The 12,750-nt window shown below is 50.0% G+C and carries 13 protein-coding genes; 5 read left to right on the top strand and 8 right to left on the bottom strand.

Annotated elements, in window-relative coordinates:
- Positions 1-94 precede the first annotated feature (94 nt).
- Both C5523_RS03950 and C5523_RS03945 read left to right on the top strand, forming a co-directional pair.
- On the top strand, positions 95-676 hold the full coding sequence (locus C5523_RS03950) for an NAD(P)H-dependent oxidoreductase (protein WP_047373098.1): 582 nt from the start codon (positions 95-97) through the stop codon (positions 674-676).
- A 30-nt stretch (positions 677-706) separates the two neighbouring features.
- Positions 707-1,021 (top strand): putative quinol monooxygenase, encoded by a 315-nt coding sequence (locus C5523_RS03945; RefSeq protein WP_039078088.1) that lies wholly within the window; start codon positions 707-709, stop codon positions 1,019-1,021.
- Positions 1,022-1,204: 183 nt separating this feature from the next.
- Here C5523_RS03945 and C5523_RS03940 read toward each other — a convergent pair whose 3' ends face one another.
- From C5523_RS03940 to uxuA, 3 genes are all read right to left on the bottom strand, one after another.
- Positions 1,205-1,543 carry a DUF1869 domain-containing protein gene (locus C5523_RS03940; RefSeq protein WP_108700627.1) on the bottom strand — a complete coding sequence of 113 codons (339 nt, stop codon included), beginning with the start codon at positions 1,541-1,543 and terminating at the stop codon, positions 1,205-1,207.
- A 10-nt stretch (positions 1,544-1,553) separates the two neighbouring features.
- Positions 1,554-1,886, bottom strand: a complete 333-nt coding sequence (locus C5523_RS03935; protein WP_039078090.1) for a DUF1971 domain-containing protein — start codon at positions 1,884-1,886, stop codon at positions 1,554-1,556.
- A gap of 258 nt (positions 1,887-2,144) precedes the next feature.
- Positions 2,145-3,215, bottom strand: coding sequence for a mannonate dehydratase (gene uxuA / locus C5523_RS03930; RefSeq protein ID WP_039078091.1), 1,071 nt, complete (start codon positions 3,213-3,215; stop codon positions 2,145-2,147).
- A 325-nt stretch (positions 3,216-3,540) separates the two neighbouring features.
- Between uxuA and uxaC the strand changes: the two genes are divergently transcribed.
- Together uxaC and C5523_RS03920 are read left to right on the top strand one after the other, a co-directional pair.
- Positions 3,541-4,947 carry a glucuronate isomerase gene (uxaC, locus tag C5523_RS03925; RefSeq protein WP_108700626.1) on the top strand — a complete coding sequence of 469 codons (1,407 nt, stop codon included), beginning with the start codon at positions 3,541-3,543 and terminating at the stop codon, positions 4,945-4,947.
- Between the two features lie 20 nt (positions 4,948-4,967).
- Positions 4,968-6,500 (top strand): MFS transporter, encoded by a 1,533-nt coding sequence (locus C5523_RS03920; protein ID WP_071194541.1) that lies wholly within the window; start codon positions 4,968-4,970, stop codon positions 6,498-6,500.
- A gap of 48 nt (positions 6,501-6,548) precedes the next feature.
- Here C5523_RS03920 and parE read toward each other — a convergent pair whose 3' ends face one another.
- Genes parE through nudF form a run of 5 tightly spaced genes read right to left on the bottom strand, consistent with a single transcriptional unit; the run spans position 6,549 to position 10,961 of the window.
- Positions 6,549-8,441: a DNA topoisomerase IV subunit B gene (parE, locus tag C5523_RS03915; RefSeq protein WP_039078188.1), complete on the bottom strand. Its 1,893-nt coding sequence runs from the start codon at positions 8,439-8,441 to the stop codon at positions 6,549-6,551.
- A 41-nt stretch (positions 8,442-8,482) separates the two neighbouring features.
- Positions 8,483-9,058, bottom strand: a complete 576-nt coding sequence (yqiA, locus tag C5523_RS03910) for an esterase YqiA (protein WP_039078094.1) — start codon at positions 9,056-9,058, stop codon at positions 8,483-8,485.
- Positions 9,058-9,885 carry a 3',5'-cyclic-AMP phosphodiesterase gene (cpdA, locus tag C5523_RS03905; RefSeq protein ID WP_039078095.1) on the bottom strand — a complete coding sequence of 276 codons (828 nt, stop codon included), beginning with the start codon at positions 9,883-9,885 and terminating at the stop codon, positions 9,058-9,060. Before cpdA ends, yqiA begins: the two co-directional genes overlap by 1 nt.
- Before the next feature lie 24 nt (positions 9,886-9,909).
- Positions 9,910-10,332, bottom strand: a complete 423-nt coding sequence (locus C5523_RS03900; RefSeq protein WP_039078096.1) for a DUF1249 family protein — start codon at positions 10,330-10,332, stop codon at positions 9,910-9,912.
- Positions 10,329-10,961, bottom strand: coding sequence for an ADP-ribose diphosphatase (gene nudF, locus C5523_RS03895; protein WP_039078097.1), 633 nt, complete (start codon positions 10,959-10,961; stop codon positions 10,329-10,331). Before nudF ends, C5523_RS03900 begins: the two co-directional genes overlap by 4 nt.
- Positions 10,962-11,166: 205 nt before the next feature.
- On the opposite strand from nudF, the gene tolC reads away from it, so the two are divergent.
- Entirely contained in the window at positions 11,167-12,612 is a 1,446-nt protein-coding gene (gene tolC, locus C5523_RS03890) for an outer membrane channel protein TolC (RefSeq protein WP_039078098.1), read from the top strand.
- Positions 12,613-12,750: the final 138 nt, after the last annotated feature.

Below are 12,750 nucleotides of genomic sequence, written 5' to 3'. Positions count from 1 at the left end.
TTTAAATGCAAAAGTCTTTGCACGCTTTGCCAGTTTTGTCATTGACGCATGCGGGATAAAATTACCGGCATTAACGTTTCGCTAAGGACAAAAAATGAGCAATATCCTGATTATCAACGGCGCAAAAAAATTCGCCCACTCTAAAGGTCAACTCAATGACACCCTCACCTCTGTCGCCGAAAGTTTTCTGCGCGATAACGGACACGCAGTAAAAAGCGTACGTACCGACGGTGATTATGATGTTAAAGAAGAAGTGCAGAATTTTCTCTGGGCCGATGTGGTTATCTGGCAGATGCCAGGCTGGTGGATGGGTGCTCCCTGGACCGTAAAAAAATACATGGACGATGTGTTTACCGAAGGCCACGGCTCGCTGTATGCCAGCGATGGGCGAACCCGTTCTGACGGCGCGAAAAAGTACGGTTCCGGTGGTCTGATTCAGGGGAAAAAATACATGCTTTCTCTGACCTGGAACGCACCGCTTGATGCCTTTACCGATGAAGAGCAGTTCTTCCATGGCGTCGGCGTTGACGGTGTTTATCTGCCGTTCCACAAAGCGAATCAGTTCCTTGGGATGGAAGCTCTGCCGAGCTTTATCGCGAATGACGTGATCAAAATGCCAGATGTGCCGCGTTATATTGAGGAATATCGCAAGCATCTTGCGGAGATTTTTGCTTAACTGTGAAGCTGGACTTAGAAGGAGTTAACCATGTTGACAGTGATTGCTGAAATTCGTACCCGTCCTGGCCAGCACCATCGCCAGGCGGTCCTTGATCAATTCGCAAAAATTATCCCGACTGTATTGCAGGAAGAGGGTTGCCATGGCTATGCGCCGTGGGTTGACCATGCCGCAGGCGTCAGTTTCCAGACGAGCGCACCAGACTCCATTATCATGGTGGAAAACTGGGAGAGCGTGGCGCATTTAGAAGCGCATCTGCAAACGCCACATATGAAAGCCTGGAGCGAAGCCGTGAAAGGCGATGTGCTGGAAACGCATATCCGCATTCTGGAACAAGGGGTCTAATCCCCTCGTTGTCCCCCGATCTTGTCTCAGGGTTTCCCGGATGCGGCGTAAGCGTCTTGTCCGGGCTATACAAGGGATCGGCGATACGCGTTGCCATTAACCCTGTGAGATAAAGGCTATAAATTTTCATCTCACAGGGGTAAATCACGATGACAGCATCCTTCATGCGACATCAAAAGCGATTCACCATCCGCAGACGTTGGTCTCTTCATCAGACTCATAGCCACGCACGATGTTGATCAGATCTTTGACCGCATCCGCCGCCACAGTGGCATCTTGCAGCTCTGCCAGCGCAGAGAAATCTTTATCCACTGACACGCCGTTGTTGTTATTGGTCACCGTCAGGATAAAACCCTTCTCGCTTGCGCTCTTATCCGCCAATTTTTCAACCAGCTCAGCCACCGCCGCGACGGCGATATCCGGCACATAGAGCGCCATCGGTTTCAGATACACTTTTTCTGCCGTTGTTTTGCTGCCACGGTTTGTGACGGCCAGCGAATAGCCTTTGTTTTCCGTTGTCATGACATCCCCCTCAACCTTCAATCAGTACTTTGGGATCGACCCAAAAATCGACGTTGAATACCGTATCGTCTGATAGCGCTTCAATGCGGTGCCACTTTTCTGCCGGAAATACGCCAAACTGTCCGGCTTCGATGGTCATCGTTTCCACCGGTTGCGGGCTGGTTTCATCGGCATAGCCGTAATAGCGAATCGCCCCCTGCATAACGCACAAGCGTGGATTTACCCCCTGGCGCGTACCGGCATCCAGATGCCGCTGCCAGATAGAGGCGGGGGCAGTCTCTTTAGTCCATAACGGTGTTGAGCGCACGTGCACATAATGTGTTGGTATAACAATGCGTTGCATGTTTCATCCTTAATAAAATATGCGTCGGTTGAAACGATATATTGCAAATAAAATACACCTTTAAAGTGAGAATAAAAGCGTTGAAGCGGCGTTGTACGCCATGAGGAGTAGAGGGGGAGTAGACCGGGAAGGAGAGAGATAACGGTTATGAAAAAGCGCAGCCGGGACATCCGGTTGCGCCGTAAAACGCCTTATTCAGGCGTGCCTGATTTCAGAACCGCAGGGATCTGGCGAGGCAATACCGCCAGTTTCAGAACATTACGCCGACTGTTTTTGCAACGCTTCCCACAGGCCCACAAGGTAAGTGACACCCAGCGCGCGATCGTATAATCCGTAGCCCGGACGACCGGTTTCCCCCCAGATAAAACGGCCATGATCCGGGCGAATATAACCCTCGAAACCATTGTCGTGCAGCGCTTGCATCACTTTGTACATATCCAGAGAGCCGTACTGTGACGGATGTGCGCACTCATAAAAGTCTTTATCCTTAATAAGTTTAATATTACGCACATGGGCAAAATGAATACGCTTGCGACGGGTAAATTCAGCCAGAATCTCGTAGACATTATTTTCAGGGTCTTCGGCAATTGAGCCCGTACACAGGGTGATACCATTGGCTTCTGAATCGACGGCGTTACAGAGCCAATCCAGATCCTGACGATTTTTGACAACGCGCGGCAGGCCGAAAATAGAGTACGGCGGATCGTCCGGATGAATTGCCATTTTGACACCAACGTCTTCACAAACCGGAATGACTGCCTTGAGAAAATAAACTAAATTTTCCCGTAATTTTTCGTCGTCGACACCTTTATAACTGGCGAATAATTTCTGTACCTGCGCCAGACGTTCAGGTTCCCACCCAGGCAGTGCAAAGCCGTTTGAATTACTGAGCACCTCACTCACCACCTCTTCCAGGCTTTTATCAATATCCTTTTTCTCAAAGGCCATGGTCAGGGAGCCGTCTGGCAGAACATAGTTCATGTCAGTCTTCATCCAGTCAAAAACAGGCATAAAGTTGTAGCAAATGACCTTCACACCAAACCGCGCCAGATTGCGAATGGTTTGCTTGTAATTTTCAATGTAACGGTCGCGGCTCGGTAGGCCAATTTTGATGTCATCATGAATATTAACGCTCTCGATGACTTCCATTTTCAGGCCGGCGGCAGTGGCCTGGCCGACCAGCGCTTCAATCTTATCTTCGGGCCATATTTCCCCCACCGGGATGTCGTACAACGCACCGACAACCCCTTCGACGCCCGGAACCTGACGAATATATTCCAGAGAAACTTTGTCCTCTGTTGACCCAAACCACCGCATTGTCATCTGCATAGAACAACCTCAACCCGAATGAGCAAAAATATCTACCATACTAGTAGCTGATGAGCAGTACAGTAAAACGATGGGCTTTAATAATCAATAGATTTTCTGAATCAATAAACGAGGTTAAATATATTGAACAATATGTTAAGCGCCCGTTAACAATCTAACTACAAGCACAGTTAAAACACTATTTCAAAATTTGACCCCCTTCACATAATTAAAAACTTATCTGGTATGGTAGTAGACTGTGCGGTTTTTAGGTATACCGTAAATACAGCTCAGTTATTGCATTTATAAAAAAACCTTAGGTAAAAATTTCAGGAGCAAGTCGATCATGACGTTGATTAACGACGATTTTATGATTAACAGTAGAGCAGGAAAAATACTATATACGCGCTATGCGAAGAAACAGCCGATACTGGATTATCATTGTCATCTTGAAGCCCGGGACATTTTCGAAAACAAACCTTTTCGCGATATCACCCAGCTCTGGCTTGAAGGTGATCACTACAAATGGCGAGCCATGCGCGCCAATGGCATTCAGGAAAAATATATTACAGGCAATGCTTCTGCTGAGGAGAAGTTTGAAGCCTGGGCTAAAACGGTTGAATCCAGCTTTGGCAATCCGTTATATCACTGGACACATCTTGAACTCGCCACCTATTTTGATATTCACACCCCGCTAAACCGTAACAACTGGCGTGAAGTGATGAATGAATGTAACAATAAACTAAAAAATAGTGATTTTTCACCTCGCGCACTTATTTCGCGGTCAAATGTTGAAATTATTTGCACGACGGATAAGCCCCTGGATGATTTGAAATATCACCAGCTTCTTAAAAATGAGAAAGGGTTCGCTACGCGCGTATTACCGACATTTCGCCCCGATGAGTTATTCGAAACGGATCCTATCCGGTTTAGCCAATTTGTCACTCAACTCGCTGAAATAAGCTCAGTCAATATTACGCATTTTTCATCATTCATTGCTGCGATTGCCGCGCGTATCGATTTCTTCCATGAGGTTGGCTGTCGTATTTCCGATCATGGCCCGGTAGAAGTGAGCTATCAGCGCGTCAGCGATGAACAAGCAGAGGCGCTTTTTGCGGCCAGAATAGCGCAACAAACACTTTCCGCCGAAGGGATGCAGGCATGGAACAGCATTATCTTTGTGAAACTCGCTGCTCTCTATAAGCAAAAAGAGTGGGCAATGCAGATTCATTTCGGTGCTATCCGAAATAATAATATACCGCAATATCACGCTATTGGTATTAATAGTGGTTTTGATTCAATTGCCGACCAACAGAACCTGGCTGCGAATTTAAATGCCCTGCTTAACGCAATGGCGGAAAATAATGGTCTGCCTAAAACCATTCTCTATAATTTAAACGCTGGTTATAACGATATTGTAGCCTCGGCATTGGCTAATTTTCAAAGTGGCGAAGAAGGGATTAAATCACCCATGCAGTTCGGTTCTGGATGGTGGTTTAACGATACCCAACGCGGCATGAACAATCAATTAATGACTCTGGCCGACCAGGGATTACTTGCCAATTTTATTGGCATGCTTACGGATTCCCGTAGTTTTGTGTCTTATACCCGCCATGATTATTTCAGACGTATTCTTTGCAATCTTATAGGCGGTTGGGTGGATCGGGGCGAAGTACCAGAAGATATGGATATTTTATCCAGTATGATCAAAGGGATTTGCGCTGACAACGCCCGTTCTTATTTCAATTTCTGATTTTATAATCGAGATAAAACATGAAGAACTCAGAAAGAAAAATTACCATACCTGTCAGTATCGGTTATGGCCTTACCGATATTATGGGTGGTGGTGCTTTTACCGTCATTGGCGCATGGCTATTATTTTATTACACAACGTTTGTGGGCCTCTCGCCATTAGAAGCCGCTTCCATCGTAGCTATAGCGCGAATTGTCGATGCTATTATCAGTTTGTTCATGGGAACATTCACAGACCATTTTTATAAAAATAGACTGGGTAAGAAATTTGGTCGTCGCCGATTTTTCCTGCTGATTGGTTCACCGTTAATGCTGGTTTATGCTCTTCTTTGGCTTAATGGCATGAACTACTGGTTCTATCTCAGCGTATATCTTGCCTTTGAAATTATCGCTGCCATGGTGCTTATCCCGTGGGAAACGCTGCCCTCTGAAATGACCAAAGATTTCAACGCCAGGACAAAACTATCCACCGGGCGTATGTTTCTTTCTGCAACGGGAACCTTTCTCGCCACATTTATTCCGGGGCTGCTGATTGGCTACCTCGGCGAAAAGAGTGCGGAAGCCTATCTGATAAACGGCATCGTATTTGCCGTGGCTTTTATGGTTTGCGTATTTATCTCGTGGAAAGTGACCTGGGAGCGCGAATTAACGCCGGAAATGCTTGCCGAACTGGAAAGCGATCGCTCAGCTTCACGGGTCAATATTCTGGGCCTTTTTAAGGACTACTTGTCAACGCTGAAAGTGAGAGCCTTCCGTAAACATCTGGCCATCTATCTGCTCTCGTTTACCGCCAAAGACATTTACAATACCGTTTTCGTCTTTTTCTGCGTCTATTGCCTGCAAGTTTCCTCCGCGTTTGCGGGAAGCCTGCTGTCGATGAGTATCATCGGTCTGCCCGTTACGCTGGTGGCCGGTTTCGCTATCATCAAATTTGGCCCATCAAAACTTTATGTTTTTGCCTACAGTACGATGATGCTTTGCCTTGGCGGTATTCTGCTGATTTATCTCTTCCCGACGGAGCAAAAAGCCCTGTTGCTGATTATCCTGGCCGGTTTGTACCAGGTCGGTCGCTGTGTTCTGGAATTTACCCCGTGGAATGTCTTCCCGTTTATTCCGGATATTGATGAGATGATTACGCGTCAGCGCCGTGAAGGTCTGTTTGCAGCGGTGATGACCTTCTCTCGCAAAACTACCGTCGCTATTGCGACCTTTGTTGTCGGTTTTATTTTGCAGGAGGGCGGTTTTGTAAAAGGCAGCCAGGTCCAGCCAGAACAAGCAGTGCATACCATTGCCATGACACTGTTTATTGGTACCGCAGGTTTGCTGGTTCTCGCCTTATGGCAGGCTCTGACCTTCCATTTGAATAAACAGACCCACAAAGTGTTTGTTGATGAAGTAGATAGACTGAAAAAGAATGGTTCACGTGCCGCAGTAACACCTGAAACACGCAGCATTGTGGAAGATCTGACTGGGGTAAAATATGAAAAACTCTGGCCGGAAATTGCCCCTGAAACACAGCCCCTCTCGCCGAAACAGAAAGCGATAATGGACTAACTGAGGCAAGCACTCTTCAGGCCATCAGGCCTGAAGAGTCTCAGTGGCTTAAACTTCAATATCCGCCATATCACCTTTTTCCTGCAGCCAGTTGCGACGATCTTCCGAACGTTTCTTGGCCAACAGCATATCCATCATTGCATTCGTCCGCTGATCATCGTCATCACTGATGACGAGCTGCACCAGTCGGCGAGTGTTAGGATCAAGCGTCGTCTCGCGCAACTGCATCGGGTTCATTTCACCCAGGCCTTTAAAGCGCTGCACGTTTGGCTTGCCTTTCTTACGCTTAAGCTGCTCCAGCACACCCGTTTTCTCTTCTTCGGTCAGGGCATAGTAAACTTCTTTGCCCAGATCGATACGATACAACGGCGGTAGAGCAACGTAGACATGGCCGTTCTTCACCAGCGTGCGGAAATGTTTCACAAACAGCGCGCACAGCAGCGTCGCAATGTGCAGACCATCCGAGTCAGCATCCGCCAGAATACAGATCTTGCCGTAACGCAACTGGCTCAGATCGTCACTGTCCGGATCGATACCGATCGCCACAGAGATATCATGCACTTCCTGCGAAGCCAGCACCTCATCAGAGGAGACTTCCCAGGTATTCAGGATCTTACCTTTCAGCGGCATGATCGCCTGATATTCACGATCGCGCGCCTGCTTGGCAGAACCGCCCGCCGAATCACCTTCCACCAGGAACAGCTCGGTACGGTTGAGATCCTGAGCGGTACAGTCAGCGAGTTTGCCTGGCAGCGCCGGGCCACTGGTGAGCTTTTTACGCACCACTTTCTTCGCGGCACGCAGGCGACGCTGGGCGCTGGAAATCGCCATTTCCGCCAGCATTTCTGCGGCCTGCACGTTCTGGTTCAGCCACAGGCTAAAGGCATCTTTCACTACGCCGGAAACAAAGGCCGCACACTGGCGCGATGACAGACGCTCTTTGGTCTGCCCGGCGAACTGCGGATCCTGCATCTTCACCGACAACACATATGCACAGCGTTCCCAGATATCTTCCGCCGAGAGCTTCACGCCGCGCGGCAGAATATTGCGGTATTCGCAAAACTCACGCATCGCGTCGAGCAACCCTTGACGCAAACCGTTTACATGAGTACCGCCCTGCATGGTAGGGATCAGGTTGACGTAGCTTTCCGTCAATAACTCACCGCCTTCCGGCAGCCAGAGCAGTGCCCAATCCACGGCTTCGGTTTCAGCCGCAAAGTTGCCAATAAACGGTTTTTCCGGCAGCGTCGGCAGGCCATTTACCGCTTCGGCAAGATAATCATTCAGACCGTCCTGATAGCACCAGCGCTGCTCGGCGTTGTTCACCTCATCTTTAAAGGTGATTTCCACGCCAGGGCACAGCACGGCTTTCGCTTTCAACAGATGGCTCAGGCGGGAGACGGAAAAACGCGGGCTGTCGAAGAACTTCTCGTCCGGCCAGAAGTGGACGCTGGTACCGGTCGCGCGTTTCGCGCAGGTCCCGACAACCTTGAGGTCGCTGACCTTCTCGCCATTTTCGAAAGCGATATTGTAAATCTGACCGTCACGCTTCACGTTCACTTCCACGCGACGAGACAGGGCGTTGACCACAGAAATCCCTACGCCGTGCAAGCCACCGGAGAACTGATAGTTCTTGTTGGAAAACTTGCCGCCAGCGTGCAGACGGCAAAGAATCAGCTCGACCGCAGGCACCCCCTCTTCCGGGTGAATATCCACCGGCATACCGCGACCATCATCAATGACCTCGAGAGATTGATCGGCGTGCAGAATGACATCCACGCGCTTCGCGTGGCCTGCCAGCGCTTCGTCCACGCTGTTATCAATAACTTCCTGACCAAGATGGTTGGGACGGGTGGTATCGGTATACATCCCCGGACGGCGGCGAACCGGCTCAAGCCCGGTGAGTACCTCTATGGCATCAGCGTTATAGGATTGCGTCATGGTGTGTTCGTAGATAGTGACCGCTTCGTTTCCCGGCGGGCTCAATGGAGCCCAAGGAAATCGACAATCTGTGTGAAATGATTCTCAAAGCCCACAAATGCATGGTTACCGCCCTCTTCTACCGTCTGACGACATGCGTCGTAATACGCCACGGCCTGGCGGTAATCCAGCACTTCGTCCCCTGTCTGTTGCAGCAACCAGATTAAATCCGGCGCGTCCAGCGGGTCGACCTGCATCACTTTGAGCTCGTAAATATGGCGAGACTCTAGCACATATTGCTCCCCGGTGTAGGGGTTCTCGTTGTTACCGAGGAACTCTGCCAGCAATTCAAACGGGCGAACAGCAGGATTCACCACTACCGCTGGCAGCGTAAAGCACTGAGAGAGCCAGGTTGCGTAGTAGCCCCCAAGGGACGAACCGACAATACCCAGCGGCTGCCCGCCATGTTGCATCACCAACGATTCCAGCAGTTCCGCAGCCTGCGCCGGGTAAGCGGGCAACTGGGGAACGACAACGTTGATATCAGGGTAATGTTCAGCCAGCCAATGACGCAACTGCGTCGCTTTCGCAGAACGCGGCGAGCTGTTAAAACCATGCAAATAAAGGAGCGTGGCCATCAGTATCCTTCTGACGCGGTATCCGGGTTGAACCGCGTGCATTGCAAACGACAGACCTCAGTTTGCAGGCTTCCGTCCGGGTACAGATCCAACCAGCGCCAGCCCGGCGCGATTGTGTCGAGCGTGAAATTGGCACAATGCGGTTTAAACTGCACGCAGGTCGATGGCGTCGCTAACAGGCGGCGGCCATTCCAGTTGAGGTCCAGCTCCTGGTGAATATGCCCGCATAACAGGTAGCGAACATGTGGGAAACGCGCCAGCACGTTATCCAGCTCTGCGGCATTGCGCAGGCTGTGTTGATCCAACCAGCTACATCCCGAAGGCAACGGGTGATGATGTAACAATAGCAGCGTATGACGTTCAGGACTGGCACTCAGTTTTTTTTCCAGCCAGTCGAGCTGGAATTCACTCAACTCACCGTGCGGAACGCCAAATACCTGGCTATCAAGCAGGAGAATTTGCCAGTTATCGCCAGTGATTACCCGTTTGGATGAGGATATTCCTGCTTCCTGCAGTGCGGTATACATCGCCGGTTGAAAGTCATGATTGCCTGGCAGCCAGACACAAGGCGCGCCAAATCTTGCGATGCCCTCAGCAAAATGCTGATAAGCCGCAGCGGTCTGATCCTGCGCCAGGTCGCCCGTGGCGACAATCAAATCACACTCACGCTGCTGGGCCTGAATGGCATCCAGTACGGCCTGATAGCTTTCCCAGGTATTCACACCTAACAACGTTTCATGTTTTTCGGCAAACAGGTGAGTGTCTGTAATTTGTAATATCCTGACTCTGGCCCCACCAGCCAGAGGAAGGTTTAACAGGCTTTCCAAATGGTGTCCTTAGGTTTCACTACGCTAACAAACCGGAATCGCCATTGCTCCATGTGCTAAACAGTAACGTAGCCAGTCGGCCAGAAACTGATTAATTTGATGCTTTTCGTCGCGTTGATGCAACTTTTTATTCGGATAATCATAACGCGCTTTAAAACGAAAGATCTGCTGACTCGAACACACTTCGGCTACCATCGCGTCGTGATACAGGCGCACTGTCATTGATGGCAGGCTCCAGTAGCTGACTGCGGGCAGGGTCTGTTCGATTTCCACAAGCGTAGTGTAGCGGGTGGACTCGACAATCGTTAACCGGTATTGCGCATTCGCCACCTGATAGCTCACTGTTTCGCCTGCCTCGTCGTTACGCGGCAACAGGCGGCGGAGCTGCGCGAAATTGGTCTCGCACAGGCGCATCATTTCAGGGAAGTCAGGTGTATAACGCTTCATTTTTTCCACTCGTTTCGTAAGCTCTCATAATGCAGTTGCAGCCATTGCAGGGCGATGACAGACGCTGCGTTGTCGATTTTCCCCTCTTCTACCAACTGGTAAGCCTGTTCCCGGCTCACCACATGAACACGAATATCTTCGTTTTCATCCACCAGACCGTGAATACCTTCGGCCTGCGTGGCGTCCACTTCGCCAACCAATATGGATAAGCGCTCGCTGGTGCCCCCAGGGCTTGCCAGATAGCTCAACATCTTTTTCACCCGCCCCACGGTCAGCCCGGCTTCCTCTACCGCCTCACGTCGAACGACATCTTCAACAGACTCGCCCTCTTCGATCATGCCGGCCACCATCTCCAGCAACCATGGGCTTTCGCTGGTATCAAACGCAGCAATGCGAATCTGTTCGACTAACACCACTTCATCCCTTACTGGGTCAAAGGGTAGCAAGACTGCAGCGTGGCCGCGTTCAAAAATTTCGCGCCGTACCTCACCGCTCATCTCACCATTGAACAAACGATGACGAAAACGGTAGAGTTCGAGCGAAAAAAAACCGCTATAGAGCGTTTCCCGTGCAATAATTTCTACATCGTTTTTTGTGAAAGTCACAGCAGAGGTTTCTGGCTTACTCATGCGGATATCCTGTTATTAATTAATGTTGATTTTGTGGTTTTCAAGCCTGTTTGACTGCCGTTTAAAGCGCCATGTGATAGATTGGGGCAAATTTACGTCGGATGGCACTTTACGCCAACCTTCAGCGGTGGCGCTCTCTGTTAGAATCGGCGAATATTTCTGAATTTAGATCAGCGCTATTCATGCTTCACAACAAGGAATGCAAATGAAGAAATTGCTCCCCATTCTTATCGGCCTGAGCCTGACAGGTTTCAGTGCTATGAGCCAGGCAGAAAACCTGTTGCAGGTTTATCAGCAGGCGCGTTTAAGCAACCCCGATCTGCGTAAATCCGCCGCCGATCGTGATGCAGCTTTCGAGAAAATTAACGAAGCGCGCAGCCCGTTACTGCCACAGCTGGGTTTGGGTGCGGATTACACCTACAGCAATGGCTATCGCGACAGCAATGGTGTGAACTCCAACGCCACCAGCGGCTCCCTGCAGCTTACGCAAACCTTGTTTGATATGTCCAAATGGCGTGCGTTGACGTTACAGGAAAAATCCGCAGGCATCCAGGATGTGACGTACCAGACCGATCAGCAAACGCTCATTTTGAATACTGCCACCGCTTATTTTAACGTATTAAGCGCGATTGACTCGCTCTCTTATACCGAAGCGCAGAAACAAGCTATCTACCGTCAGTTAGACCAAACTACCCAGCGTTTTAATGTGGGTCTGGTTGCGATTACCGACGTACAGAACGCCCGTTCACAGTATGACACCGTACTGGCTAACGAAGTGACCGCCCGTAACAATCTCGACAATGCCGTCGAGTCACTGCGTCAGGTCACCGGTAATTACTATCCGCAGTTGGCATCACTGAACGTTGATGGCTTCAAAACAGACAAACCTCAGGCGGTTAACACACTGCTGAAGGACGCAGAAAGCCGCAACCTGACGTTGCTGCAGGCACGTCTGAGCCAGGATCTGGCGCGTGAGCAGATTCGCCAGGCGCAAGATGGTCACCTGCCGACGCTCGATTTGACCGCGTCTACTGCGGTATCGAATACTTCTTACAGCGGCTCCCGTACCAACAGCGCCCAGTATGACGACAGCAAAATTGGTCAGAATAAAGTGGGCCTGAGCTTCTCCCTGCCGCTGTATCAGGGCGGGATGGTGAATTCGCAGGTGAAACAGGCACAGTACAACTTTGTTGGCGCAAGCGAGCAACTGGAAAGCGCACACCGCAGCGTTGTACAGACCGTTCGTTCCTCCTTCAACAACGTGAATGCCTCCATCAGTAGCATCAACGCGTATAAACAAGCCGTTGTTTCTGCGCAAAGTTCTCTGGATGCGATGGAAGCAGGTTACTCCGTGGGTACACGTACCATTGTGGACGTACTGGACGCAACCACCACGCTGTATAACGCGAAGCAGCAACTTTCCAGTGCGCGTTATAACTATCTGATTAACCAGTTGAATATTAAATCTGCTCTCGGCACCCTGAATGAACAGGATCTCCTGGCGCTGAACAATACACTGGGTAAACCTATCTCTACCTCGCCAGAAAATGTGGCGCCGGAAAACCCAGAGCAAGAAGCTCGCGTTGAGAAGATGGCAAACGGACAGGCTCCTCAGACACAGCCGGCCAGCGTGCGCAAAACAACGCATTAATTCTTTTTTCCCATTATTATCGTACGGGGGCATACAGCCCCCGTTTTTACGTAAGGCAACGTAAAGATCCCCCCTGCTGACCCGCCTCCTGCTTCATTTTCAGACACTCATCCACTATCCTGACCTTTTATTAATACC

The organism is Phytobacter sp. SCO41 (genome assembly GCF_003073275.1).
GTDB lineage: Bacteria > Pseudomonadota > Gammaproteobacteria > Enterobacterales > Enterobacteriaceae > Phytobacter > Phytobacter diazotrophicus.
This window is presented reverse-complemented; position numbering and strand designations above follow the sequence as displayed.